Below are 25,912 nucleotides of genomic sequence, written 5' to 3'. Positions count from 1 at the left end.
GTGCGCTCGTGCGCGTCGTGCTGGTGGTGGTGCTGTCGGTGCGGCGCGCGCGGCGCGGGGTGCGCTCAGCCACGGAGCGCAGCGATCGCGGAGTAGCTGCGGGAAGCGGCCTCGAGGGAGTTCCCCGTGCTCGGCGGCGTCGCCAGCGTGGGAGCGGTGTCCTGCTCCCAGACGCCGAAGCGCTGGCCGCGGTCGCGCAGCTCCGAGAGGAACGCCTGGTAGGGCAGGTTGCCCGCGCCGAACTCGACGATGTCGTAGCCGTTGGTGTTGGCGTTGTTCGTCTTGCCGTCCTTGAGGTGCAGGATCGGGTAGCGGCGCGGGTTGCGCTTGATGTAGTCGAGCGGCTCGAAGCCCGGGTAGAGCTTCTTGCCGACGTACGCCCAGTAGACGTCCATCTCGAGGTACACGTGACGCGGGTCGGTGTTGTCGTAGAAGAGGTCGTACAGGCGGGTCTTGGGGTCGTCCGTGGCGAACCCGAACTCACCGGCGTGGTTGTGCTGGTAGAGCTTCATGCCCGCGGCCGAGACCTGCTGGCCCCACTTGTTCCACTCCTCCGCCGCGGCGAGGTAGCCCGCCTTGGTGTTGACGTTGGTGGGCGCGTTGCCGGTGCCGAGGTGCGGCGTGCCGAGGATCTGCGCGATCTCGATCTGCTTGCCCAGCTCCGAGCGGAGGAGGTTGGTGCCGACGTGCGAGCCGACGGCGCGGAGGCCGTTGTCGTCGAGCAGCTGGCGGATCTGCTGCGGGGTGATCGCCCCGACGTTGCCCTGGGTGTACCCGGCGAACTCGATCTCGCTGTAGCCGATGCGGCCGAGCTCCTCGAAGACGGCCCGGAAGCCGAGCGACGAGACCTTGTCGCGGACGCTGAAGAGCTGGATGCCGATGCGGTTGATCGGGACCAGGCGCGTGGATCCGGACGAGGGCGCGGGGGCGGCCGTCGCGGGCGCCGCGAGGGCTCCCGCTCCGACGCCGACCGCGACGGTCGATGCGGCCAGGGCCGTCATCAGCGAGCGCCGGCTCATCGGCTTGGCCGTGATGGATGCGTGGTGGTGGTGCATCATTTCTCCTTCGAAATGGCAGATGGTGCAGGGGGTGGGGGGCCGGCCGGCCCGGTCGAGCCGGCCGGCCCCTGCGCGGGGGCTACTGCTGGACGGTGAGGTTCAGCAGCGCCGACGCGGCGTTGGTGTCCGCCGTGGCGGTGTGGGTGACGGTCAGCTTGTAGCTGCCCGCCGCGAGCTTCGGGAGCGTCACCACGACGTGCCCGTTCTCGTCGAGGGTCCCGGTGAGCATCGCGACGGTGGAGAGGTTCCTCTTCACCATCACGCTCACCTGACCGGTGCCGGCGACACCCGTCGAGGACTTCGCGTCGACCGTGACCTGCGCGCTGGCGCCCGGCTTGACCGGGTTGGGCGAGACGGTCGCGGTGAGCTCCGAGGCGGCCTTCGAGACGATCAGGCGGGCGGTGCCCTCAGAGGCCTTGAAGGTGGCGTCCGAGCCGTACGCCGCACGGAGGGTGTGGGTGCCGGCGCCGAGGGTCTTCGGCAGGGCGAAGGTCGCCTTGCCGTCCTTCAGCGTCGCGCGGCCCAGCTCGGTGGCGCCCTCGTAGAGGACGACCTCTCCGCCGGGGTTCCCACCCTGACCGGTGACCGTGACGGTCGCCTCGCCGGGTGCCCCGAAGGTCACGCGGGGAGCCGAGAGCGCCACGGTGGTGGTCGACGCGGCGGTCGGGGCGTTCGCCGCGGCCAGGTCGATCGTGAACTTCACCGTGCCGACCGCCGAGACGTTGCCGCCGGTGTCGGTGGCGCGGTACTGGATCGTCCGGGCGCCGTTCGTGGTGAACGGGACCGTGTACGCGCCGTTGACGGCGCGGACCGTGGTCCACGTCGTGCCGTTGTCGGCGGAGTACTGGACGGTGGAGATCGCTCCGTTGTCCGTGGCGGTGAGGCCGAGGGTCACGGGCTTGTTGTAGACGCCGCCGACGCCCGCAGGCGCTGCCGGGTCGAGGGTCGCCGCGACGGTCGGAGCCGTCTTGTCACCGGCGCCGGCACCCTGGAAGGTGAGGGAGTCGAGCGACAGGCCGCTGGGCGAGGTCACGTAGAGCGAGCCGGTGCCGCGGGGGACGTTGGTGCCGAAGGGGACGAGGACGTCCTTCCAGCCGGCTCCCGCGGGGATGGTCGCCGTTCCGAAGGGCGCTGCGTCGGCAGCGTTCCAGCGGAGGTCGACGGTGCCCTCACCGGTGGCGCGGACCACGACGCCGGTCAGGTTGGCGAAGTTCACCGGGTCCCAGCGCAGGAAGGATCCCGCACCGAGTCCGCTGACGGCGTTGCCGCCGCTGGCGGTGGTGTCCGCGTAGGGCAGGACGCCCTCACGGGCGGCGTGCTCCGCCTCCTGCGTCTTCGGGTTCAGCCGCAGCGTCGCCTCGGCCGCAGCCGGGGGCAGGCCGTTGAAGCCGCCGTCCGTGTAGGTCACGACGACGGTGCCGTACAGCAGCGCGCCGGGGCCGTGCTCGGGCGAGTCCTTGGACGTCGGGAACGCTCCCTTGGCACCGGTGCCGGTGACCTCGGGGTGGGCGTGCTCGTCGTGGCCGAGGCCGTAGGTCCAGCCCACGCGGCTGCTGACGATCTGGTCGCCGTCCTCAGCGTCCTTGCCGGTCACCTGGTAGGGGATCGCGTCGCCCCAGCTGAAGAACGAGCCGTTGCCGGGCGTCTGGATCTGGATCTGCGGCGCCTGGTTGCCGACCGAGATGACCCGCGAGGTCAGGCTGAACTTGCCCTTGGCGTCGGTGACGCGCAGACGGGCCGTGAACTGTCCGAGCTCGGTGTAGGTCTTCTTGACGGTCACTCCGGTGGCGTCGAAGGTGCCGTCGCCGTCGAAGTCCCAGTCGTAGGTGAGCGCGTCGCCCTCGGGGTCGGTCGATCCCTTGGCGTCGAACGTGACCTCGAGCGGGGTCTGCGAGGCGGACAGGGGGGTCGCGGTGAAGCGGGCCTGCGGCGCCTTGTTGCCCTCGGCGTAGTCGATCCGGTACAGGCCCGCGTCGGGGTTGGCGCGGAAGAATCCGTCGCCGTACTCGATCACGTACATCGACCCGTCGGGGCCGAACTCCATGTCCATCGGGTTGTCGTGGATCGGCTGCGCGGCCTGGCTGAGCGCCGCGTTGGGGAGGAAGTCCTCGATGTGCGTGACCGCGCGGTCCTCATCGAGCGTGAACGCCGCGATGTAGTCCTGCGAGAACTCGCCGAAGAAGGTCTTCTTGTCCCAGTACTCCGGGAACTTCGACGTCGAGGTGTTGTCCGCGTCGAAGTGGTACACCGGTCCGCCCATGGGGCCCTGGCCGGTGCTGGTCCCGAAGTTGACGAGCTCGTCGAACGGCTGGTCGCCGGGGTTGTCGCCGTAGTAGACGGTCGCCGCCTTGGCGTCCGGGATGTCGACGAGGCCGGTGTTCCAGCGCGAGTTGTTCTTCAGGTTCTCCGGGTCGAAGAAGCCGCGGGGCGTCGACGTCTCGAAGTTCCACTCGTTGTATGGCGCGTTCGGTCCGTGGACGTAGGGCCAGCCGGAGTTGTGCGGCTCGTCCAGTCCGGTCGCATTCCACTCGACGAGGCCCATCGGGCCGCGGACGCCGTCGGCCGCAGCGGCCTTCGTGGCGTCGGGGCCGTAGTCGCCCCAGGAGAGGGTGTTCGTCTCGGCGTCGACGTCGATCTTGAACGGGTTGCGGACGCCCATCACGAAGATCTCGGGGCGGGTCTTCTCGGTTCCCACCGGGAAGAGGTTGCCGTCGGGGATCGTGTACGAGCCGTCCTCCTGCACGGTGATCCGGAGGATCTTGCCGCGGAGGTCGTTCGTGTTGCCGGCGCCGCGACGCGAGTCGAAGCCCGGGTTCATGCGGGGCGCGTCGTTGTTCGGCGCGAAGCCCGCGGCACCCGGAGCGCTCGCCGGCGTGTTGTCGCCGGTGGAGAGGTACAGGTTGCCGTCGGCGTCCCAGTCGAAGTCGGCACCCACGTGGCAGCACTGCCCGCGCTGGGTCTCGATGTCGATGATCTTCTGCTCGCTCGCGAGGTCGAGGCCCGAGCCGGTCCACTTGAACCGGGAGAGGCGGTTGATGCCCTTCCACTGGTCCCAGTAGCTGTCGGTCGCGCCCTCGGGCAGCATGTTCGGAGCCGCGCCGGTCGGGGTGTTCCCGGGGGGCGCGTAGACGAGGTAGACCCACTTGTTCTCGGCGAAGTCGGGGTCGATGCCGACGGACTGCAGTCCGTCCTCCGAGTTCTGGTACACGGGGATCGTGTTGACGACACGGGTGGTGCCGGTCTTGGGGTCGGTGTGGCGGATCTCGCCGTTCCGAGCGGTGTGGAGGACCGACTTGTCCGGGAGGACGGCCAGGTCGAGGGGCTCGCCGACGTTCTTCGTCAGCAGGACCTTCTCGTAGTTGCTCCAGTCGAGAGCGGATGCTCCGCCCTCGGAACCGTGGTCCACTCCGTCGTGGGCCGAGGCGGGCAGGCCGAGGGCGGTGAGTCCGGAGACCGTCACCATCCCGGCGATGCCGAGTGCGAGAAGACGCCTGATGCTTCTTCTCGAGGATCGCTTACCATTCATGCGTGATGTGATTCCTTCAATGAGGTGTTCATCGCAGAGGCCGGGTCCGTCGCTGTCCGCACGACTGAGCGGATCCGGTCTCCTCCTGTCCGGCCCTGGGGCCGGTGTCTTGCACTCCTCCTCCTCTCGCGGATGCCGGTGGCGCTGCGCGGCGGGTCGTCAGTGATCCCGGGGCGGCGCCGAGGTGGGGGTCGGCGCGGGATGGTTCCCGCGCCGACCCGGGCTGGTGGGGCCGATCAGGACTCGAAAGCCGAGGGCAGGTACTCGGAGACGTTGTCCTTGGTGACGACCGGCGCGAAGAGCTGGATCTGGCGCGGGACGCCGAGCGAGCTGGTGTCGGCCATCGACTTGTTCTGCTCGACGAGGCGGGCGAGCTTGATGCCGTCCGCGGCCTGGGTCGAGGGGTAGACGACCGTGGCCTTGACGACGGAGTCGTCGGCCTCGATCGCGCGCATCACGTTGGCCGATCCGGCGCCGCCGACGAAGAGGAACTCGTCGCGTCCGGCGGTGTCGATCGCCGCGAGGACGCCGACGCCCTGGTCATCGTCGTGGTTCCAGATGGCGTCGATCTTCGGCGCGGCCTGGAGGAGGTTGGCCGCGGCCTGCTCTCCGCCCTGGACGGTGAAGTCGGCGGCGACGCGGTTGTCCACGTCGAGTCCGCAGCCCTCGAGCGCGTCCGAGAAGCCCTGGCTGCGCTCCTGGGTCAGCGGGAGGGAGTCGATGCCGGCGATCTCGGCGACGACGGCGTCGGGGTTGTCGCCGAGCTCCTCGCAGATGTAGGTGCCGGCGCTGACGCCCATGCCGTAGTTGTCGCCGAGGATGGTCGACCGGGCGGCGAAGGGGCTGGAGAACTCGCGGTCCACGTTGATGACGGTGATGCCCGCCTCCATCGCCTGGGTGGCGACCTGCGTGAGCGCCGCTCCGTCGATCGGCAGGAGCACGATCGCGTCGACGCCGTCGTTGATGAAGGTCTCGACCTGGCTGATCTGGAGGTTGACGTCGTTGGTGCCCTCCGCGGTGCGGAGCTCCACGTCGTCGTACTTCTCGGCCTCGGCGATGGCGGCGCGGCTGACCGCGCCCATCCAGCCGTGGTCGGCGGCGGGAGCGGTGAAGCCGATGACGACGTTGTCGCCGGAGGCGTCGTTGTCCGAGGCGGCCACGGCGGCGGCGGTCCCGCCGGAGGCGGCGTTGCCGGTCTCGACCGGGGCGTTCGAGATGCAGCCGGTGAGCATCAGCGCGACGGCGCCGAAGGCGACGCCGGCCGAGCCGAGTCGGGCGGTGCGGGAGAGGCGGCTGCGGGTGAAGGGGCGTGCGGGCATGGAAGTGATCTCCTTCGATCGATCCGAGGGGTCCGAGGGCACACGTGTCCTGCGGAGAGGTGACCTGAGTGGTCGGGTGGGTTGCTGTGTGTGGAGGAGCGGGGCCGGAGCCCCGGGGTCAGGACTTCCTGCCGCGGGCGGCGAACCGCTGCTGCAGCAGGACGGCGGCGACGATGATCGCGCCCTTCGCGACGGCCTGAGTCGAGGTCGACATGTTGTTCTGCGTGAACACGTTGGTCAGGGTCGTGAAGATGAGGACGCCGAACACGGTGCCGACGATGGTGCCGCGGCCGCCGGCCAGCAGCGTGCCTCCGACGACGACCGCCGCGATGGCGTCGAGCTCGTAGAGGAGGCCGTTGGTCGAGCTGCCGGCGGTGGTGCGGGCGAGCATCATGACGGCGGCGATGCCGGCGGTGAGCCCGGCGAGGCCGTAGACGTACATGGTGTGGCGGCGGACCTTGATGCCGGCGAGGCGGGCGGCCTCGGGGTTGCCGCCGACCGCGATGGTGCGACGGCCGAAGGTGGTGCGGTTGAGCAGGATCCAGCCGGCGACGGCGACGACCACGAAGATCAGCACGAGCACCGGGATGCCGAGCACGTCGGCGCGGAAGAAGTCGAGGAACGGCGTGACCGTGACGACCTGCGTCTGGCGGTTCGAGATCAGCTCGGCGAAGCCGCGGGCGGCGACGAGCATCGCCAGCGTGGCCATGAACGCGACGACCCGGCCGTAGGCGATCAGCGCGCCGTTGATCAGGCCGCAGACGAGGCCGACGACGACCGCGGTGAGCACGATCACCAGCCAGGAGGTGTTGGCCGCGTAGTACTGGGTCGAGACCGTGCTCGCCCAGACCGTCGCGAGCCCCATCACGGAGCCGACCGAGAGGTCGATGCCGCCGGAGGTGATGACGAACGTCATGCCGATGCTCAGCACGCCGATGACGGCGGCGAGGCGGAGGATCGTGAGCACGTTGTCGACGCTGGCGAAGCGCTCCCCCGCGGTCGCGAATCCGACGATGCAGAGGATCACCAGCGCGAGCAGCAGCCCGACGTTGCGGCCGAGGGAGCCCTGCATGAGGCGGGCGATCCCGGAGCGGGAGTCCTTCGAGGGCACGCCCCCGGAGGAGCCTCCCGTCGCGGCCGACGCGTGACGGGCGGCGTCCTCCTGCGGACCGCCGATCGACGGCGACGCGGTGTCGAGCTGTCCGCTCACGCTGCACTTCCTTCCATGACGAGATCGAGCACGCGGTGCTCGTCGATCGAATCGGCCGGGCCCTCGTGGACCACGGCGCCGTCGGAGATCACGAGCACTCGGTCGGAGAGTCCGAGGACCTCGCCGATCTCGCTGGAGACCACGAGCACGGCGGCGCCGTTGGTCGCGAGGTCCCTGATCAGGGTGTAGATCTCGGCCCGTGCGCCGACGTCGACCCCGCGGGTCGGCTCGTCGAGCAGCAGGACGCGGCAGCCGCGCACGAGCCAGCGGGCGAGGAGCGCCTTCTGCTGGTTGCCTCCGGAGAGGGTGCGGGCGTCGCGGTCGACCCCGGAGGGCCGCAGGTCGAGGGAGACCGCCTGCTCCGCCGCCGCCGCGCGCTCGGAGCGCTCGTCGAGGAAGCCGCGCTTGGCGAAGCGGTCGAAGGTCGAGAGGGTGATGTTGCGGTAGACCGGCTCGTCCAGGAGCAGGCCCTGGCTCTTGCGCTCCTCCGGGCAGAGGCCGATGCCGGCGTCGACCGCCGAGGTGACGGAGCCGGCGCGCAGGCGCTTGCCCGCCACGCTGACCGTCCCGGTGCTGGCGCGGCGCGCCCCGTAGATGGTCTCGAGGATCTCGGAGCGGCCGGAGCCGACCAGCCCCGCGAGGCCGACGACCTCGCCGGCGCGGATCTCGAGGGAGACGTCCGAGAAGGAGCCCTGCAGGCCCAGCTTCTCGACCTTCAGCAGCGTCTCGGCCTCGACGTCGAGCTCCTGGCGGTCCGGGAAGACGTACTCGACGGCGCGGCCGGTCATCAGGGTGATGAGCTTCGAGGTGGGGGTGTCGGCGACCGCGAGGTTCTGCGCGACGGTGGCGCCGTCCTTGATCACGGTGATCCGGTCGCCGATGGCGCGGATCTCGTCGAGGCGGTGCGAGATGTAGACGATGGCGACGCCGGAGGCGGTGAGCTGGCGCACCACGTGGAAGAGGTTCTCCACCTCCTCGGAGTCGAGCACCGCGGAGGGCTCGTCCATGATGATGACCCGCGCGTCGTGCGAGAGGGCGCGGGCCATCTGCACGATCTGCTTGCCGGCGGCGGAGAGCGTGCCGACCTCGCGGTTCGGCGAGATCTCGGAGTGGCCGAGGCGCTCCATCAGCTCGCGGGTGATCCTCGTGGCCTTCGCCCGGGCGGTGAAGCCGCCGCGGGAGAGCTCGTGGCCGAGGAAGATGTTCTCGGCGACGGAGAGGCCGTCGACGACGTCGAGCTCCTGGTACATCGTCGCGATGCCCAGGGCGAGGGCCGCCGTCGGGGACGGGATCGTGACGACGTTCCCGTCGACGAGGATCTCGCCCTCGGTGGGCTGGTGGGCCCCGGCGAGGGTCTTGATGAGGGTGGACTTGCCGGCGCCGTTCTGGCCGAGGAGGCAGTGCACCTCACCGGGTCGGACATCGAGGTCGACGCCGTCGAGAGCACGGGCGCCGGGGAAGACCTTCACGATGCCGCGCATCTGCAGAAGCAGCTGCTGAGACTCGTCGGAGGTGCGGGGAAGAGGCTGTGCAGCAGTGCTGCGGGGGTCTGCGGTGACCATGCGGATGAAGCTACTTCCACTTACGTCGCGGGTCAAGCAAAAGTTCTGAACCGATTCGAAGGCGGTTCGAGTGATCGCCCAGTCGCGCCAAGGGCTTCCTGCTACCGCGTCAGGGCTGGGATCCGCGGGATTACGCGACATCTGACGGCGGCGCTTGAGACATTCCGTCCGTGATAGAGCGCTCTCCGAACCCTATGAACGCGCTCATGTCCGTGCAGCCCGGGCGCGTCGCCCCGGGGGCGGCCTCGCCGAGCGCGGTAGCGCCCGCGCCCCGACCCGTGGCAGGGTCGTACGGCCGACGAAAGGACGACGATGTCGAACGACCGAGCCCTGCGCGTCGCGATGGTGGGGACCGCCTTCATGGGCCGCACCCACTCGCACGCCTGGCGCACCGCCTCCCGCTTCTTCCCCCTCCCCCTCCGCCCCGAGCTCGCCGTGCTCGTGGGGAGCAACCCCGACTCGACCGCGGAGCGCGCCGAGCGGCTGGGCTGGAGCGAGGCCTCCACCGACTGGCGGGCCGTCATCGCCCGCGACGACATCGACCTCGTCGACATCTGCACCCCGGGCGACACCCACGCCGAGATCGCCATCGCGGCCCTCGAGGCCGGCAAGCACGTGCTGTGCGAGAAGCCACTCGCCAACTCCGTCGAGGAGGCGGAGCGGATGGTCGCCGCGGCCGCCGCCTCCGGGAAGGTGGCGATGTGCGGCTTCAGCTACCGTCGCACCCCGGCCCTCGCCCTCGCGAAGCGCTTCATCGAGGAGGGCCGCCTCGGCGACATCCGCCACGTGCGCGCCCAGTACCTGCAGGACTGGCTGTCCGACTCCGAGGCGCCGCTGACCTGGCGCCTGCAGAAGGAGCGCGCCGGCTCGGGCGCCCTCGGCGACATCGGCGCGCACAGCATCGACACCGCCCAGTGGCTGACCGGCCGCGGCATCACCTCGGTCTCGGCGACGCTGCGCACCTTCACCACCGAGCGCCCCGTGCTCAGCGAGCAGGTCGGCCTCGGCGGCCGCGCCGGTGCCGACGCCCCGCGCGGCGCGGTGACCGTCGACGACGCCGCGGCCTTCACCGCCTCCTTCGAGGGCGGTGCCCTGGGCGTCTTCGAGGCGACCCGCGTCGCGACCGGCCGCCGCAACGCCAACCGGATCGAGGTGAACGGCGAGCTCGGCTCGATCGCGTTCGACTTCGAGCGGATGAACGAGCTCGAGTACTACGACGCCCGCGACCCCGAGGAGGCGCAGGGCTTCCGGCGCATCCAGGTCACCGAGCCGGCGCACCCGTACATGGCGGCGTGGTGGCCGACCGGGCACGGCATCGGCTACGAGCACCTCTTCACGCACCAGGTCGTCGACCTCGTCGAGGCGATCGCCGGCGGCACGGCGGTCACGCCCACCTTCGCCGACGCCCTCGACGTGCAGCGAGTCCTCGACGCGGTGGCCACCAGCGCCGGCGCGTCGTCCGTCTCCACGCCGGTCGCCCGCTGACCCGCCCGTCCCCTCCCCGCGAGAGGCCGCTCCGGTACGCCTCCCCTGCGTGTCGCGTACCCGAGCGGCCTCTCGCGAAGGGGCACGGAGGGCTGGTGCGGGACGCGTTCGGCGCCGTGCGCCGATCCTGCGCCATAATGCGCCTATGAGCAAGAAGATTGACGCCGCGCATCGCGCGCTGGTAGACGCCCTCGACAAGCACGCCCGACTCGTCTCGGACAAGGAGTCGAAGCCGCGGAAGGTCGAACGGGCGGGAGCCGAGCTCCGCGCCGCGACGAAGGCGTACGCAGCGCTCGTGTCCGCGCGCACCGGCGCCGCGAGCCCCTTCGCCGACCTGGCCGACCCCCGCCTGGACAAGCCGACCATCGCGTCGCTCCGGGCCGAGCGCGACGCGATCGCGAAGCGGATCGCCAAGCACGAGGCGTCGGCGGGCGAGGACGGCGCGCTCGCGAGCTGAGCGCCCGGCGCGGCGCGGTCAGGCGCTGAGCAGCCGTCACAGCGCGATCCCGCGGTGAGCGCGCGCCTCCTCTGCCTCCGAGTCGCCGTGTTACGCGCGGGTTCCGCGCGGGTCCGACCGCCTTCGTAAGGTGATCCCCGGGATCCGCGCAGTCGCGGCGCCGAGCGACCGGAGGCCGGTCGCAGCGCCGGCGGTGACCAGCACCGCCCGGTCGGCGCCGAGTGCCCGGATCCTCTCCACGGAAGGATCCCCACAGCCATGACCCTGCGCACCCGACTCCTCGCGACCTCCGCGATCGCCGCCTCCGCCGCCCTCCTCCTCGCCGGCTGCTCCGGCGCGGGCGGCGGCGACGACACCGTCCGCATCGGCGTGGTCGGCGCGAGCGACCCCTACTGGGCCACCTACGAGAAGGCCGCCGCCGACGCCGGGATCGACGTCGAGATCGTCGACTTCAGCGACTACAACCAGCCCAACCCCGCCCTCACCGAGGGCGAGATCGACCTCAACCAGTTCCAGCACATCGCCTACCTGGCGCAGTACAACACCTCGGCCGACGCCGACCTCGTGCCGATCGGCGCGACCGCGATCTACCCGCTCGGCCTCTACTCCTCGCAGTACGACGACGTCGCGGACATCCCCGCCGGCTCCACCGTCGCGATCCCCAACGACGAGACCAATCAGGCGCGCGCGCTGCTGGTGCTGCAGTCGGCCGGGCTCGTCGAGCTGAAGGACGGCGGCGGAGTGCTCTCGAACGTCGACGACGTCGAGTCCTCCTCGAAGGTGGAGGTCACCGCGCTGGAGGCCTCCCTCACCCCGACGTCGCTCCCGGACGTGGCCGCCGCGATCATCAACAACGACTTCATCGAGAACGCGGGCCTCAAGGCCTCGGACGCGATCGCCCAGGACGACCCGAGCGACCCCGCCTCCCTGCTCTACACGAACATCTTCGCCGCCCGGGCCGACGACGCCGAGAACGAGACCTACACGAAGCTCGTCTCGATCTACCAGGACAGCCAGGACGTGCTCGACGGCGTCTCGGAGCAGTCCGGCGGCACCGCGGTCTTCCTGAAGACCCCCGCCTCCGAGCTGGAGACCTCGCTCGAGTCCGCCGAGACCGACATCTCCGCCGCCTCCTGACTCCGGCACCCGCGGCACCGCGCCGGTCGGGTCCTCCGCTCGCGGAGCTCCCCACCGGCGCGGTCCCGCGCCTCCCCCGCAACAGAAAGGGCGCCCTGTGCCGCTCATCCGCATGACCGACGTGCGCAAGGTGTACCCCGGCGCAGGGCGCGGCGCCGCCCCGACCGCGGCCGTCGACGGCGTGAGCCTCGAGATCGAGGCGGGCGACGTCTACGGCGTGATCGGCTACTCCGGCGCCGGCAAGAGCACGCTCGCGCGCCTCGTCAACGCCCTCGAGCCCGCGACCAGCGGCAGCATCGAGATCGACGGCCGCGAGACCGTGGGCCTGCCCGAGCGCGAGCTGCGCCGGCTGCGCCTGGGCATCGGGATGATCTTCCAGCAGTTCAACCTGTTCGGCTCGAAGACCGTGGGGCAGAACGTCGCCTACCCGCTGCAGGTCGCGGGCGTCCCGCGGGCGGAGCAGCGCGCCCGCGTCGACGAGATGCTCCGCTTCGTCGGTCTGAGCGACAAGGCGCGCAGCCACCCGGAGCAGCTCTCGGGCGGGCAGAAGCAGCGCGTCGGCATCGCCCGCGCCCTCGCCGCCTCCCCGCGCATCCTGCTGGCCGACGAGGCCACCAGCGCGCTCGACCCGGACACCACCGGCGAGGTGCTCGCCCTCCTCCGCCGCATCAACGAGGAGCTGGGCGTCACCATCGTCGTGATCACCCACGAGATGGACGTGGTCCAGCAGCTCGCGACGAAGGTCGCGGTGATGGAGTCGGGCCGCATCGTGGAGCGCGGGCCCGTCTTCGACGTGTTCTCGGCCCCGCGCGAGCCGGTCACCCGCCGCTTCGTCTCCACGGTCGTCCGCTCGGTGCCCTCGCCCGCGGAGGCGGCCGTGCTGCGCGCGCGCCACCGCGGCCGGCTGGTCACGCTCTCGTTCTCGGACGACTCCGCCTCCCAGGGCGACGTCTTCGCCGAGGTCGCGGCCGCCGGTGTGCCGCTCGAGCTCGTCTACGGCGGCATCACCGACGTCCGCGGGCGGGCCTTCGGCCACCTCACGGTCGCCCTCGACGCGCCGGACGGCGTCGTCGACCCCCTCCTCGCCCGCCTCGGCGAACGCGTCGCCCTCACGGAGGTGCCCCGATGAACGAGCTGATCCCGCTCCTGCCCAAGCTCGTCCAGGCGACCGGCGAGACGCTCTACATCGTCGCGCTGAGCCTCCTCTTCGGCGGGCTCGGCGGACTGCTGATCGGACTGGGCCTCGCGCTCACCCGCGGCGGCGCCCTCTACGCGAACCGGGTGGTCCACGGACTGCTCAACGTGATCGTGAACGTGTTCCGGCCGATCCCGTTCATCATCTTCATCGCCGCGGCCCAGCCGCTGGCCCGGCTGGTGGTCGGCTCCGGCATCGGCACGGACGCCATCGTCTTCACCCTCTCGCTCGGCGCCGCCTTCGGCATCGGGCGGATCGTGGAGCAGAACCTGCTGACCGTGCAGCCCGGCGTGATCGAGGCGGCGCGGTCGGTCGGAGCGAGCCGGTTCCGGATCGTCCGCACGGTGCTGCTGCCGGAGGCGCTCGGTCCGCTGATCCTCGGCTACACGTTCGTGTTCGTCGCCGTGATCGACATGTCGGCGGTCGCCGGATACATCGGCGCCGGCGGGCTCGGCAACTTCGCGATCCAGTACGGCTACCGGCAGTTCGAGCCGGTCGTCACCTGGGCCGCGGTGCTCGTGATCATCGTGATCGTGCAGCTGGTGCAGCTGCTCGGCAACGTGCTGGCCCGGCGCGTCCTGCGCCGCTGAGGCCGCCCCCGGACGGATGCGAAACGCCAGCCCGGTACGCGACACGCGGGTGTCGCTGTACCGGAGTGGCATCTCGTGGAGGCCCGTCCGCCGGGGCGGGAGGCGTCAGTAGCGCGGCTTGCGCTCCGGGCGCTCGCTCGAGCGGCTCGGGCCGCTGGGGCGTGCGCCGCGGTCGGCGCCGGCGCGGCTCGGACGGCGGTCCGGCTTCAGCTCGATCAGCTGGCCGCTGATGCGGGTGTCGGCGAGGCGGTCGAGCACGTCCTGGGGCAGGTCGGCCGGCAGCTCCACGATCGAGAAGTCCGGGCGGATGTCGATGTGCCCGAAGTCGCCGCGGTTGAGGCCGCCCTCGTTCGCGAGCGCGCCCACGATCTGGCGGGGCTCGACGCGCTGGCGGCGGCCGACCTCGATCCGGTACGAGGCGAGGTTGCTGTTCGCCGGGCGCTGACGGCGCTCGGGACGCTCGCCCCGGTCGCCGCCGCGGTCGAAGCGGTCGCCGCGCTCGGGACGGTCGCCGCGGTCGGGCCGGGAGTCGCGGTCCTCGCGCTCGCGACGGGCGAAGCGGGGGTCGTCGGGCGAGAGCAGCAGCGGCTCCTCGCCCTGCGCGACGATGGCCAGCGCGGCGGCGACGTCCGACTCGACCACGTCGTGGTGCTCGACGTAGTGGCCGATGATGTCGCGGAAGCGCTGCAGGCGCTCGGTGTCGGCGAGCGCCGCGGTGATCGCGTCGTCGAAGCGCGAGAGGCGGGTGACGTTGACGTCCTCGACGCTCGGCATCCGCATCTCGGTCAGCGGCTGGCGGGTGGCCTTCTCGATGGCGGCGAGGAGGCGGCGCTCGCGCGGCGTGACGAAGCTGATCGCCGCTCCGCTGCGCCCCGCGCGACCGGTGCGGCCGATGCGGTGGACGTACGACTCGGTGTCGATCGGGATGTCGTAGTTGACGACGTGGCTGATGCGCTCGACGTCGAGACCGCGGGCGGCGACGTCGGTCGCGACGAGGATGTCGAGCTTGCCGGACTTCAGCTGCTCGACGGTGCGCTCGCGCTGGGCCTGGGCCACGTCTCCGCTGATCGCCGCCGCGGTGTAGCCGCGGGCGCGCAGCTTCTCGGCCAGCGTCTCCGTCTCGCTCTTCGTGCGGACGAACACGATCATGCCCTCGAAGTTCTCGACCTCGAGGATGCGGGTGAGCGCGTCGACCTTCTGCGGGTACGACACCATCAGGTAGCGCTGGGTGGTGTTGACGGAGGTCGTGGTCTTGTTCTTGACCGTGATCTCCTCCGGCTCCTTCAGGTACTTGCCGGAGATGCGGCGGATCTGCGCGGGCATCGTCGCCGAGAACAGCGCGATCTGCTTCTCGACGGGGGTGTCGGCGAGGATCGTCTCGACGTCCTCCGCGAAGCCCATCTTGAGCATCTCGTCGGCCTCGTCGAGAACCAGGAACTTCAGCTGCGAGAGGTCGAGGGTGCCCTTCTCGAGGTGGTCCATGATGCGGCCGGGCGTGCCGACGACGACGTGGACGCCGCGGCGGAGCGCGGAGAGCTGGGTGCCGTAGCCCTGGCCGCCGTAGACGGGGAGGACGTGGACGCCGCGGAGGCCGGACGCGTAGCGCTCGAACGCCTCGCACACCTGCAGCGCGAGCTCGCGGGTCGGGGCCAGCACGAGGGCCTGCGGCGTCTTCTGCGAGACGTCGAGGCGCGAGAGGATCGGCAGCGCGAACGCCGCGGTCTTGCCGGTGCCGGTCTGGGCGACGCCGAGGACGTCGCGGCCGGAGAGGAGGGACGGGATCGTCGCGGCCTGGATGGCCGAGGGCGTCTCGTAGCCGACCTCCTTGAGGGCCTTGAGGACCGGGTCGGAGAGACCGAGGTCGGAGAAGGTGAGCGTGGGGGCGCTCTCGGAAGCGGTGTCGGCTTCGGGGGCGGAATCGGGGGTATCGGTGGACGCCATGGTGCAACGGTAGTGCTCCGGCGGCGCCGCCGTCCGAGGGAACCCCGAACGCTCGGGCGATCCCGACCCTCCGGAGGCGCCTCGAGCGCCCGTCACGGGGTGAAGTCGAGCAGCACCTTGCTCGAGCGCGAGGCGTCGCGGGCGAGCTCGAAGGCCTCGAGGGCGCGCTCCAGCGGCAGCACCTGCGTGACCACCGGCGCCACCGCGAGGCTCCCGTCGGCGAGCGCCGCCAGCACCTCGTCGATCTCGTCGACGAAGCGGAAGGAGCCGATCAGGCGCAGCTCCCGGGTGATCGCGAGCGAGATCAGGGCCGGCTGCTCGCCCGAGGGGAGGAGTCCCACCATCACGACGGTGCCGCCGCGGGCGGCGCCCCGGACGGCCGAACCGAGGCCGCGCGGGCTGCCCGAGGACTCGAAGACGACGTCGGCCGCGACCTCGGCGATCGCGTCGGCGTCGGTCGCGCGGATCGTCCGGGTCGCTCCGACCGCCCGGGCGATCGCGAGGGGCTCCTCGGCCAGGTCGACGGCGACGATCTCGGCCGCCCCCGCCCGCTTCAGCACGGCGACGATCAGCGCCCCGATCGGGCCGCTGCCGATCACCAGCGCGCGCCGTCCCGACACTTCACCCGCGCGCGACACCGCGTGCCAGGCGACGCTCGCCGGCTCCGCGAGCGCCGCCTCCCGGAGCCCGAGGCCGGCGGGCAGCTCGCGGAGCATGCGCGCCGGCAGCACCGCGTGGCGGGCGAATGCGCCCTGGGTGTGCGGCATCCGCGCGGCGCTGCCCAGGTAGGTGCCCTCGGTCGCGAGGTTCGGCCGCCCGTCGGGCCACTCGCCGCGCGCGGTCGCGGGGTGCACGGCGACGGCCGCGCCGTCCGGGGGTCCGGAGCCGTCCGCCGCTGCCTCGACGACCGTGCCGACCACCTCGTGGCCGAGCGTCAGCGGCTCGCGGAGGATCGACTCGCCCGCGGCGCCGTGCGTCCAGTAGTGCAGATCGGAGCCGCAGATCCCGCCGTACGCGACGGCGACGAGGGCCTCGCCGGAGCCGCGCGGCGCGAGCGGCGCCTCCTCGACGCGGAGGTCGCCGGCGGCGTGGACGACGACGCGGGTGGTGGAGACGGGGACGAGCGCGGTCATGCGGGTTCCGTTCGGTGGGTCGAGGGGTGGCTCAGACGACGACGGTCATGCCGCCGTCGATGAAGACGACCTGCCCGTTGACGTAGTCCGAGCCGTCGGAGGCGAGCCAGACGGCGGGGCCGACCAGGTCCTCGACGCGGCCCCAGCGCGCGGCGGGCGTGCGCCCGAGGATCCAGGCGTTGAACTCCTCGTCGTCGACGAGGCCCTGCGTCATCTCGGTGTGGATGTAGCCCGGAGCGATCGCGTTGACCTGGATGCCGTGCTGCGCCCACTCCGCCGTCATCGCGCGGGTGAGGTTGCGGATCCCGCCCTTCGAGGCGGTGTAGGGCGCGATCGTCGGCCGCGCGAGATCGGCCTGCACCGAGGCGACGTTGACGATCTTCCCGGCGCCGCGCGGGATCATCCGCTTCGCCGCCGCCCGGCCGACCACGAAGGCGCTGGTGAGGTTCGTGCGCAGCACCCGCTCCCAGTCGGCGACCTCGAGCTCGAGCAGGGGCACGCGGTGCTGGACGCCGGCGTTGTTGACCAGGATGCGCAACGGACCCACCGCCTCCTCGATCCAGGCGACGCCCGCCTCGGCGGCCGCGTCGTCGGTGACGTCGAAGGCGCGGGCGTGGATCCGCGGGCGGTCGTCGGTGCCGGGGAACCGCTCCGCGAGCTCGGCGCGGGCGGCCTCGAGGCGCTCGGGGTCGAGGCCGTTCAGGACGACGGTGGCGCCCGCCTCGGCGAGGCCGGTGGCGACGGCGCGGCCGATGCCGCGGCTGGATCCGGTGACGAGCGCCACGCGGTCGGTCAGGTCGAAGAGCACGGTTCCTCCAGAGGGTCGGAGCGGATGTCAGGGCTGCGGAGGCGCCGCGCGCGGAGGGCCCGCGACAGTGCGGCTCGCGAGCGCGCCGATCCCGTCGAGGGCGATCAGGACCTCCTGGCCGGGCCCGACCTCGACGGCCGTGCCGGGCGAGCCGGTGAGGACGACGTCACCCGGGTGGAGAGTGAGGTGGGAGGTGAGGTGCACCAGGATCTCGGCGGCGCGCCAGCCGAGGCGCTCGGTCGAGGAGACGGCCCGCACCTCCCCGTCGACGCTCACCGTGATGCCGACCGCGTCGACGTCGACTCCGGTCTCGATCCACGGTCCGAGCGGCGTCCAGCCGTCGCCGTTCTTGCCCTGGAGGAAGAGGCCGTCGGCGGCGATCATCCCGGGAGCGGTGACGTCGTTCGCGACCGTCGCTCCGAGCACGTGCGCGAGCGCGTTCTCGGCGGTGAGGTGCCGAGCGGTGCGGCCGATGACCAGGGCGAGCTCGCCCTCGACGACCACCGGGCCGATGCCCTCGTCGAGGACGATCGGATCGCCGGGCCCGGCCAGCGTGTGCGCGGTCTTGTGGAAGGCCTGCGGCGGCAGCAGCCGGTCGGCCGCGGAGCCGTTGTGCGCCATGCCGAGGATGACGCGGGGCTCCACCGGGGCCAGCAGCTGCGCGCCCTCGACGGGCCAGCGGCGGCCCGTCTCGACCGGCTCCGCGGCGAAGGCGTCCTCGATCTCGCGCCACTCCCCCGCGACCTGGAGGACGACGGCCGGTCCGTCCTCGGCCCGGATCCGCGCGAGGCGCATCAGCGGACGCCCCTCGGCTCGACGCCGGTGCTGCTGCTCGTTCTGCTGGTCGCCACGGTGCCTCGCTCACTCCGGCCCGCGGAGGCGGGATGGGCCGAGCGTAACAGCCCAGTGAACGGCATTCAACAGAATGGACGGCGGGGCGTCAGGCGGGTGCTCCGGCGACGAGGGGCGGGCGGCCGAGCGCCGCGGCGGCCTCGCGGAGGGCCGCGACGACCTCCTCCTGATCGTCGGCGACCGGCCGGACCAGCGAGACGCCGACCGCGACCGAGAGATCGGAGCGGGTGGCGGCCGGGACCGCGACGGCGACGCCCAGGACGCTGGGGTGCAGCTCGCCGTCGTCGATCGCGTAGCCGCGCACGCGCGCGGCGGCGACCTTGCGGAGCAACTCGCGGGTCGAGGACGTGGACCGGTCGGTGAAGACGACGATGTCGCGGTCGTCGGCGAAGCGCTCGGCGATCTCGCTGTCGTCGAGCTCGGCCAGGAGCGCCGTTCCGACGGCCGTGGCGGAGGCGGGGTACCGGTCGCCGACGCTCGCGGAGAGCGCGAACCGCTCCCGCCCCTCGTGCACCGCCAGGTAGAGGACCCGCGTGCCGTCGAGCAGCGCGATCTGCACCAGCTGACGCGAGAGCACCGGCGACTCCTCGCAGAGCCGGTAGAACTCGCGCACCGGGTCGAAGCCGGCGAGGTAGTGGCTGCCGAGCTCGACGGTGCGCCGGCCGAGGAGGAAGCCGGAGCCGACACGGCGGATCAGCCGGCCCTCCTCGAGCGCGGCGCAGAGGTTCGAGGTCGACGACTTGGCGATCCCGAGCTCGCGGGCGATGTCCGTCAGCGTGCGCGGGCCGCCCGCGTCGGCGAGGAGATCGAGGATCCGCATGGCGCGCGACACGGCCGGGGCGCCCGAGCCCCTGTCGGAGTCGACCGTCGTCGGGGGCGCATCGGGGCGGGCCATGGCGTCCTCTTCCGGGGGCGGGATCAGTAGAACTCCACCGTATCGACTCGGTTGATCAGGGGCTCCCCGTCGAGGAAGCGGGTGGCGTTGCGCGCGAAGAGCTCGGCGATCAGGCGGTCCTCCGCGACGTTCAGCGCCGCGGTGTGGGGGCTGATCAGGACGCTCGGGTGGCTCCAGAGCGGGCTGCTCTGCTCGAGCGGCTCCTCCGCCACCACGTCGAGCGCGGCGAAGCCGACGCGGCCGTCGTCGAGGGCGGCGAGCAGCGCCTCCTCGTCGACGACCGTCCCTCGGCCGACGCTGACGAACGAGGCGCCGGGGCGCAGTGCGGCGAAGAACTCTGAGCCGACCAGCTTCTCGGTGGCGGCGGTGCCGGGGAGCGTGACGACGACCCCGTCGATCCGGCCCGCCACCTCCGCGATCGCGTCGGGGGCGACGATCTCGTCGACGTGCTCGACCTCGGTCTCGTGGCGGCTCGTGCCGATCACGCGGGCGCCGAGCTGCTGGAGCTTGCGGGCCGTCGCGCGCCCGATCGTGCCGAGCCCCACGATCAGGACCGTCTGCTCCGAGATCAGCCCCATCGTCCACCGGCCGCCCCAGACGCGCTCGCGCTGGAGGGACTGGAGGCGCGGGAGGGACTTGGCGCCGGCCAGGAGTCCGAAGACCCCGAACTCGGCGAGCGGCTCGGAGTGGACTCCCGCCGAGGTCGAGAACGCGATGCGCTCGAGCTGCGCGTCGTCGAGCCCCGCGGCCCGCACCTGCGCGCCTCCGCCGGCGGGCATCGTCTGCACCCAGCGGAGGCGCGGATTCGCGGCCGCCGTGCGCGCGAGGGCGGCGGGGGTCTCGTCCGGCACGCCGTAGAGCACGTCGGCGGAGTCGACCAGCTCGTCGAAGGCGCGCTGCTGCTCCGGGGTGCGCCGGAAGGAGGGGTCTCCGCCGTGGTCGCCGGGGTGGCGCATCGGAGGGAGGAGGCTCTGGTCGGCGATGACGTCGAGGCGCGGCTCGAGCTCGACGACGCGGGCGATCAGCTCGGGGCTGAGCGGCGAGGCGATGACGACGCGGAGGCGATCGGTCACGGGTGTCCCTTCGCGGGACGGTGCGGGAGGCTCTCCCCCGGATCGGCCCGCGCCCACCCTACTTCACTCCTGTGAACCGTGTTCGATATGCTGGGCGCATGCCGGACACCACGACCGCCGCCCTCCCGCCCGCGCGCACCGGCTTCGTCGGGCTCGGGAGCATGGGCGCCCCGATGGCCCGGCGCCTCGTCGCCGCCGGCATCCCGCTCGGGATCACCGCGCGCATCGGCTCCGCCGACCGCGCCCGCCGCGCCGTCCCCGAGGCGCAGTGGCACGACTCCGCCCGCTCGCTCGCCGCCGCCTCGGACGTGCTGATCGTGATGGTGCCGGACCTGCCGCAGCTCGAGGAGGTGCTCGAGGGAGAAGAGGGAGTGCTCGCCGCGGGGTCGGACCTCGTGCTCGTCGTCTGCTCCAGCGTGTCCGCCTCCGGCCTGCGCGAGCTGGCGGGGCGCCACCCGCGGCTCCGCCTCGTCGACGCCCCCGTCAGCGGCGGCACCGAGGGCGCCGAGGCGGGGACCCTCTCGATCATGGTCGGCGGGGCGGAGGAGGACGTCGCCCGGGTGCTGCCCGTGCTGTCCGCCTGCGGGACCGCCGTCCGCCTCGGGCCGCTCGGTGCCGGCGAGGTGGCGAAGGCCTGCAACCAGCTCGTCGTCGCCGCGACCATGACCGCGATCGCGGAGGCCGCCGTCATCGCCGAGCGCTCCGGCCTCGACCTCGACACGCTGCTCGCCCTGCTGGAGGGCGGCTACGCGGGCAGCCGCGTCCTCGAGACCAAGCGCGCCGCCCTGGTCGCCCGCGACTACACGCCGACCGGCGTCGCCTCCTTCATGGACAAGGACCTGCGGGCCGCGGCCGACGAGGCGGAGGCGACGGGCACCTCCGCTCCGCTGCTCGGCACGCTCCGCACCGTGTTCCGCGACCTGGTCGACGCCGGCCTCGGCAACGAGGACCTCGCGGTGGTGCACCGCTTCGTCGCCGAGCGCTGAGGCGGGGGGCGCACGCGCGCGGAGGCCGGGCCGAGACGTCCCGCTGCGCGCCGGGACGCCGGCGGGGGGCGGTGTCTCGGCGGAGAGGCGCCCGCGCGAGAGCAGCCTCCGCGCGTCGGCGCAAGGGCCCCCGCTCCGGGCGTCCCCGACCTAGCGTCGGAGGAACGGCATCATCGAGCGAAGGAGCACGACATGGCATCAGGAGTCGCAACGGTCTGGGTCCCCGTCACGGACATGGAGCGGGCGGTCGCGTTCTACCGCGACACGCTCGGCCTCGAGGTCAAGGACACCTCGGACGACTGGTCGGAGCTGGACGCCGGCGGGCTGATGATCGGCCTGAACGCCCGCGAGTCGGCGACGGTCGCGGAGCAGGGCGGGGCGGTCATCTCGTTCCAGCCCGAGGGCTCGATCGAGGACGAGCTGGAGCGCCTCACGGCGCGGGGCGCGTCGATCGAGGGCGAGATCAGCGACCACGAGTGGGGCCGCATCCTCCCCTTCAAGGACTCGGAGGGCAACGACCTCCAGTTCTACTCGCCGCCGCAGGGCTGAGCGGAGGACCGCCGTCGAGGCGGCCGCGACGAGCGGCGGGCGGGCCGGAGCCGGAGGGCTGCGGTCCGCCCGCCGCTGTGCGTCGCGCGGCCCGTCGGTCCTCGCGCAGGTGCGTCACCCGGCCGGTCCGATCCTCGGATCGTCTCTCCGCCGCACGTGAGGCCCTCCTCCCAGCTCGCCTCCGCACCTGAGGTCCTAGGATCAGCTGTCCGCCGCATCTGCGGACTCCAGATCCGGAGGTCCCCGTGCATCGTCGCCTGCTCCCCCTCGTCCCGGCCGCTGCCGCGCTCCTCCTGCTCGCGGGCTGCTCCACTCCGTCGACCCCCGCCGGCGACGCGGCCAGCGACGGCGCGACGTCCTCGGTCGGCGGCTCCCTCACGGTCTTCGCCGCCGCCTCGCTGAAGGGCGCGTTCACCGAGCTCGCCACGGGGTTCGAGGCCGCCGAGCCCGGAGCCGAGGTCGAGCTCTCCTTCGCCGGCTCCTCCGACCTCGCGACGCAGATCGTCAACGGCGCCCCGGCCGACGTCTTCGCCTCCGCCGACGAGCGCACGATGTCCACCGTCGCCGAGGCCGGGCTCGTCGACGGGGACCCGGTCGACATCGCCACGAACACGCTCGAGATCGCCGTGCCCCCCGGCAACCCGGCGCAGGTCGCCTCGCTCGCCGACCTCGCCCGGCCCGGAACCGCCACCGTCGTCTGCGCGCCGCAGGTGCCGTGCGGAGCAGCTGCCGCCGCCGTCGAGCAGGCCGCCGGGGTCGACATCGCCCCCGTGAGCGAGGAGTCGTCGGTCACCGACGTGCTCGGCAAGGTGTCCTCGGGCGAAGCGGACGCCGGGCTCGTCTACGCGACCGACGTCCGCGGGGCCGCGGGCTCGGTCAGCGGCATCCCCTTCGCCGAGGCCTCGGAGGCGGTGAACACGTACCCGATCGCGGCGCTGACCGGAGCGGGCGACCCGGCCACGGCGGCGGCCTTCGTCGCGTACGTCGCCTCCGACGCCGGGCGCGCGGTGCTCGCGGCGGCCGGGTTCGGAGCGCCGTGAGGAGCGTCGCGGCGTCGGACGAGGGGTGCAGGACGGTCAGCGGGTCGGTCATAGGAGGGTCGTAGGACGGTCATCGGAGGCGCAGAGCCCCGGCGGCCAGGGTTGCTCGCGACGGACACCACGATCGACGAGGAGCACGACCATGACCCGCATCCCGGAGCCCCGCAGCACGCCCGACGGACCGGCCTACGAGGGCCGCCGCCTCGACCGCCCCGAGGAGGAGGTGGTCGACCAGGGCCTCCCGTTCGACGTGGGGACCCTCTTCTCGCGGCGCGGCGTGCTGACGCTGGTCGGCGCGGGGGCGGCGACCCTCGGGCTCGCGGCGTGCGCCACCGGAGGATCGGGATCCGCCTCCTCCGCCGCCGCGACCGCCACCGCGACTCCCACCGCGACCGCCACGGCCGGGACCGGCACCGCGGTCGCCGGCGAGATCCCCGACGAGACGGCCGGCCCCTACCCGGGCGACGGCTCGAACGGGGTCGACGTCCTCGAGCGCTCCGGGATCGTCCGCAGCGACCTGCGCACCAGCATCGGCGGCGGCGCGACGGCCGACGGGGTCCCCCTGGCGCTCACTCTGACGATCCTCGACGCGGCGAACGGGGGCGTGCCGTTCGCCGGAGCCGCCGTGTACGTCTGGCACTGCGACGCGAACGGGGACTACTCGATGTACTCCCGCGGCGTCGAGGACGAGACGTACCTCCGCGGCGTGCAGGTCGCCGACGCGTCGGGCGTCGTCTCCTTCGCCTCGATCGTCCCGGCCTGCTACTCCGGCCGCTGGCCGCACATCCACTTCGAGGTGTACCCGGGAGCGGACTCGATCACCGACGCGTCGAACGCGATCGCGACCTCGCAGGTCGCCCTGCAGGAGGAGGCGTGCACCGCGGTCTACGCCCTCGAGGCGTACGCGGGCTCGGCCGCGAACCTCGCCCGGGTCGGCCTGGACTCGGACTCCGTCTTCGGCGACGACGGCGGAGCCCTGCAGCTCGCGGCGATGTCCGGCAGCCCGGCGTCCGGCTACTCCGCGGCACTCACGGCGAGCGTCGACACCCGCACCGCGCCGACCGCGGGCGCCGCACCCCGCAGCCGCTGAACCCCGTCCTCCTCCGCGAGACGCCGCTCCGGTCCGCGACACGCCGACGGCGGCGTACCGGAGCGGCCTCTCGCGAGAGGGGAACGGGCGTCAGCGCAGGAGGCGGCGGGCGACGGCCACGGCGCCGAGGGCCGCGAGGGCCCAGGGACCGCCGACGAGCAGCGGGTCGAGGATCTGGTGGCGCACGTCGGTCCGGCCGCGGCGCGAGGCGATCGGGTGCGCGTGCACCTCGGCGAGCACGCCGGTCTCGGTGATCGGATCGTCCGGCCGTGTCGTGAGCAGCGAGCGGAGGTGCGCCCCGGTCGACTCCACCCGGTCGCCCAGCACGAGCAGCAGCCAGTGCGCGTGGCGCCCCTCGCTGAACCGGTCGTAGGCGTAGCGGCGGATCGCGCCGGAGACCCCGTGGAGGGGCTGCGCCGTGCCGAAGACGGCGGGCAGCTCGAGGTGCTCGATGCTCTTCTCGCGACGGCCGTGCGTCCGCATCCTCTCCGGACGCTCCCAGTGCGCGCCCGAGACGAGGTCGCTGCGCTCGCGGGGGAAGGCGGGCCGGTCGGCGGGATCGAGGTCGGCGCCCCAGCCCGGGATGCGGGCACGCAGCTCCTCGGCGGTCGGCACGCGGACGGGGCGGTCGGCGGTGTACGGCACGGGATCCTCCTACGGGACGACGACGGTCTTGATGCAGCCGTCGAGCTTGGACGAGAACAGGTGGTACCCCTCGGCGATGTGCTCGAGCGGGATGCGGTGCGTGATCAGGTCGCTGGGCGTGATGTGCCCGGCACGGATGTGCTCGAACAGGCGCGGCCACTGCCGGGTGACGGGGGCCTGGTTCATCCGCAGCGTGAGGCCCTTGTTGACGGCGTCGCCGAACTTGACGGCGCTCGCGAGCGGACCGTAGGCGCCCATCACCGAGACGGTGCCGCCCTTGCGGACGCCGTCGATCGCCCAGTTGAGCGCGATCGGCGAGCCGCCCTGCAGCTTGAGCTTGGCGCCGGTGACGTGCTGGAGGAGGTTCCCGTCGGCCTCCGCGCCGACCGCGTCGATCACGACGTCGGCGCCGAGCCCGCCGGTGGTCTTCTTGAGGGTGACGATGAGGTCGTCCTCCTCGGTGTAGTCGATGGTCTCCGCGAAGGCGAACTCGCGGGCCTTGGCGAGGCGGTAGTCGATCTGGTCGACGACGATGACGCGGCCGGCGCCCATCAGCCAGGCGGACCGCGCGGCGGCCAGGCCGACCGGTCCGGCTCCGAGCACCACGACTGTGTCGCCCTCGACGATGTCGCCGAGCTGCGCGCCGAAGTAGCCGGTCGAGAAGGCGTCGGTGAGCATCAGGGCGTCCTCGTGCGGCAGCCACTCGGGGATCTTCGTCGGGCCCACGTCGGCGAACGGGACGCGCACGTACTCCGCCTGCCCGCCGTCGTAGCCGCCCGCCGAGTGCGAGTAGCCGTAGATGCCGCCGATCGCGGTGGCGTTCGGATTCACGTTGTGGCAGTTGGAGTAGAGGCCGCGGGAGCAGAACCAGCAGGAGCCGCAGTAGATGGTGAAGGGGACCATCACCGTGTCGCCGACGCTGAGGTTCTCCACCGACGAGCCGACCTCGTCGACCACGCCGATGAACTCGTGGCCGAAGGTGTGGCCGATCCGGGTGTCCGGGAGCAGCCCGTGGTAGAGGTGCAGGTCGGATCCGCAGATCGCCGCCATGGTCACCCGGACGATCGCGTCGTTCGGGTGCTCGATCCTCGGCCGGTCCTTCTCCTCCACGCGGACCTTGTAGGGGCCCCGGTAGACCATCGCGCGCATGCCGCCTCCTGTGTCGTCGTCCCTTCAGCGTGCGTCGTGCTCCCGCCGATCCTCCAGGGGGTTGCGCGCGCGGCCCGGGATCCCCAGCGCCCGTTCCTCCGCGTTCCTCTCCTCCCTCTCCACGAGATGCCGTGCGGGTACGCGGCGCGCCGGAGGAGGCGCACCGCGGCGGCGCCTCGTGGAGAGGAGAGGGACACGGCACAGGCTCAGCC

The 25,912-nt window shown here is 72.5% G+C and carries 22 protein-coding genes; 9 read left to right on the top strand and 13 right to left on the bottom strand.

The features are described 5' to 3' along the window. Positions 1-65 precede the first annotated feature (65 nt). The 5 genes from C5B92_RS04995 to C5B92_RS04975 all read right to left on the bottom strand — a co-directional run bounded on the left by C5B92_RS04995 (position 66) and on the right by C5B92_RS04975 (position 8,594). Positions 66-1,055 carry a sugar phosphate isomerase/epimerase gene (locus C5B92_RS04995; RefSeq protein WP_219813837.1) on the bottom strand — a complete coding sequence of 330 codons (990 nt, stop codon included), beginning with the start codon at positions 1,053-1,055 and terminating at the stop codon, positions 66-68. Between the two features lie 82 nt (positions 1,056-1,137). Then, positions 1,138-4,584, bottom strand: coding sequence for a PQQ-dependent sugar dehydrogenase (locus C5B92_RS04990; RefSeq protein ID WP_146084335.1), 3,447 nt, complete (start codon positions 4,582-4,584; stop codon positions 1,138-1,140). Positions 4,585-4,820: 236 nt separating this feature from the next. After that, positions 4,821-5,903 carry a substrate-binding domain-containing protein gene (locus C5B92_RS04985; RefSeq protein ID WP_104222461.1) on the bottom strand — a complete coding sequence of 361 codons (1,083 nt, stop codon included), beginning with the start codon at positions 5,901-5,903 and terminating at the stop codon, positions 4,821-4,823. A gap of 118 nt (positions 5,904-6,021) precedes the next feature. Next, positions 6,022-6,975: an ABC transporter permease gene (locus tag C5B92_RS04980; RefSeq protein ID WP_068256795.1), complete on the bottom strand. Its 954-nt coding sequence runs from the start codon at positions 6,973-6,975 to the stop codon at positions 6,022-6,024. Between the two features lie 134 nt (positions 6,976-7,109). Then, a complete protein-coding gene (locus C5B92_RS04975; protein ID WP_208543410.1) occupies positions 7,110-8,594 on the bottom strand; it encodes a sugar ABC transporter ATP-binding protein in 1,485 nt (494 codons plus the stop codon). 393 nt (positions 8,595-8,987) lie between these two features. On the opposite strand from C5B92_RS04975, the gene C5B92_RS04970 reads away from it, so the two are divergent. From C5B92_RS04970 to C5B92_RS04950, 5 genes are all read left to right on the top strand, one after another. Next, a complete protein-coding gene (locus C5B92_RS04970) occupies positions 8,988-10,160 on the top strand; it encodes a Gfo/Idh/MocA family protein (protein ID WP_104226598.1) in 1,173 nt (390 codons plus the stop codon). A gap of 145 nt (positions 10,161-10,305) precedes the next feature. After that, positions 10,306-10,617: a hypothetical protein gene (locus C5B92_RS04965; RefSeq protein WP_104233529.1), complete on the top strand. Its 312-nt coding sequence runs from the start codon at positions 10,306-10,308 to the stop codon at positions 10,615-10,617. Positions 10,618-10,875: 258 nt separating this feature from the next. Continuing rightward, on the top strand, positions 10,876-11,754 hold the full coding sequence (locus tag C5B92_RS04960; RefSeq protein WP_104237943.1) for a MetQ/NlpA family ABC transporter substrate-binding protein: 879 nt from the start codon (positions 10,876-10,878) through the stop codon (positions 11,752-11,754). Between the two features lie 112 nt (positions 11,755-11,866). Next, positions 11,867-12,883, top strand: a complete 1,017-nt coding sequence (locus C5B92_RS04955) for a methionine ABC transporter ATP-binding protein (RefSeq protein ID WP_104237972.1) — start codon at positions 11,867-11,869, stop codon at positions 12,881-12,883. After that, positions 12,880-13,539 carry a methionine ABC transporter permease gene (locus tag C5B92_RS04950; RefSeq protein ID WP_104233527.1) on the top strand — a complete coding sequence of 220 codons (660 nt, stop codon included), beginning with the start codon at positions 12,880-12,882 and terminating at the stop codon, positions 13,537-13,539. The genes C5B92_RS04955 and C5B92_RS04950 overlap by 4 nt, the downstream gene beginning before the upstream one ends. A gap of 105 nt (positions 13,540-13,644) precedes the next feature. Here the strand turns inward: C5B92_RS04950 and C5B92_RS04945 are convergent, their stop codons facing one another. The 6 genes from C5B92_RS04945 to C5B92_RS04920 all read right to left on the bottom strand — a co-directional run bounded on the left by C5B92_RS04945 (position 13,645) and on the right by C5B92_RS04920 (position 20,241). After that, positions 13,645-15,480, bottom strand: a complete 1,836-nt coding sequence (locus C5B92_RS04945) for a DEAD/DEAH box helicase (RefSeq protein WP_104237941.1) — start codon at positions 15,478-15,480, stop codon at positions 13,645-13,647. Between the two features lie 92 nt (positions 15,481-15,572). After that, positions 15,573-16,613, bottom strand: a complete 1,041-nt coding sequence (locus C5B92_RS04940) for an L-idonate 5-dehydrogenase (RefSeq protein ID WP_104255858.1) — start codon at positions 16,611-16,613, stop codon at positions 15,573-15,575. A gap of 31 nt (positions 16,614-16,644) precedes the next feature. After that, entirely contained in the window at positions 16,645-17,421 is a 777-nt protein-coding gene (locus C5B92_RS04935) for an SDR family oxidoreductase (RefSeq protein ID WP_104255857.1), read from the bottom strand. Positions 17,422-17,448: 27 nt separating this feature from the next. Next, on the bottom strand, positions 17,449-18,216 hold the full coding sequence (locus tag C5B92_RS04930; RefSeq protein WP_104255856.1) for a fumarylacetoacetate hydrolase family protein: 768 nt from the start codon (positions 18,214-18,216) through the stop codon (positions 17,449-17,451). Positions 18,217-18,361: 145 nt separating this feature from the next. Then, entirely contained in the window at positions 18,362-19,168 is an 807-nt protein-coding gene (locus C5B92_RS04925) for an IclR family transcriptional regulator (protein WP_104237937.1), read from the bottom strand. A gap of 23 nt (positions 19,169-19,191) precedes the next feature. Further along, complete coding sequence (locus tag C5B92_RS04920; RefSeq protein ID WP_258061261.1) at positions 19,192-20,241, bottom strand: D-2-hydroxyacid dehydrogenase; 1,050 nt, start codon at positions 20,239-20,241, stop codon at positions 19,192-19,194. A gap of 98 nt (positions 20,242-20,339) precedes the next feature. Here C5B92_RS04920 and C5B92_RS04915 point away from each other — a divergent pair, with 98 nt between their 5' ends. The 4 genes from C5B92_RS04915 (at position 20,340) to C5B92_RS04900 (ending at position 23,906) form a co-directional block, all read left to right on the top strand. Then, positions 20,340-21,227 (top strand): NAD(P)-dependent oxidoreductase, encoded by an 888-nt coding sequence (locus C5B92_RS04915; RefSeq protein WP_104255854.1) that lies wholly within the window; start codon positions 20,340-20,342, stop codon positions 21,225-21,227. A gap of 192 nt (positions 21,228-21,419) precedes the next feature. Continuing rightward, a complete protein-coding gene (locus C5B92_RS04910) occupies positions 21,420-21,776 on the top strand; it encodes a VOC family protein (RefSeq protein ID WP_104233520.1) in 357 nt (118 codons plus the stop codon). Between the two features lie 245 nt (positions 21,777-22,021). After that, positions 22,022-22,816 carry a molybdate ABC transporter substrate-binding protein gene (modA, locus tag C5B92_RS04905; RefSeq protein WP_219814218.1) on the top strand — a complete coding sequence of 265 codons (795 nt, stop codon included), beginning with the start codon at positions 22,022-22,024 and terminating at the stop codon, positions 22,814-22,816. A gap of 142 nt (positions 22,817-22,958) precedes the next feature. Continuing rightward, positions 22,959-23,906, top strand: coding sequence for an intradiol ring-cleavage dioxygenase (locus C5B92_RS04900; protein WP_104255852.1), 948 nt, complete (start codon positions 22,959-22,961; stop codon positions 23,904-23,906). Positions 23,907-23,996: 90 nt separating this feature from the next. On the opposite strand, the gene C5B92_RS04895 is transcribed toward C5B92_RS04900, so the two are convergent. Continuing rightward, positions 23,997-24,551, bottom strand: coding sequence for a hypothetical protein (locus C5B92_RS04895; RefSeq protein WP_104255851.1), 555 nt, complete (start codon positions 24,549-24,551; stop codon positions 23,997-23,999). Positions 24,552-24,560: 9 nt separating this feature from the next. Next, positions 24,561-25,700, bottom strand: a complete 1,140-nt coding sequence (locus C5B92_RS04890) for a zinc-dependent alcohol dehydrogenase (protein WP_104247669.1) — start codon at positions 25,698-25,700, stop codon at positions 24,561-24,563. Between the last annotated feature and the right edge of the window lie 212 nt (positions 25,701-25,912).

It is taken from the genome of Rathayibacter sp. AY1A4 (genome assembly GCF_002930955.1).
Classification (GTDB): domain Bacteria; phylum Actinomycetota; class Actinomycetes; order Actinomycetales; family Microbacteriaceae; genus Rathayibacter.
The sequence above is the reverse complement of the archived record's forward strand: the minus strand, read 5'-3'. Positions and strand labels throughout refer to the sequence as shown.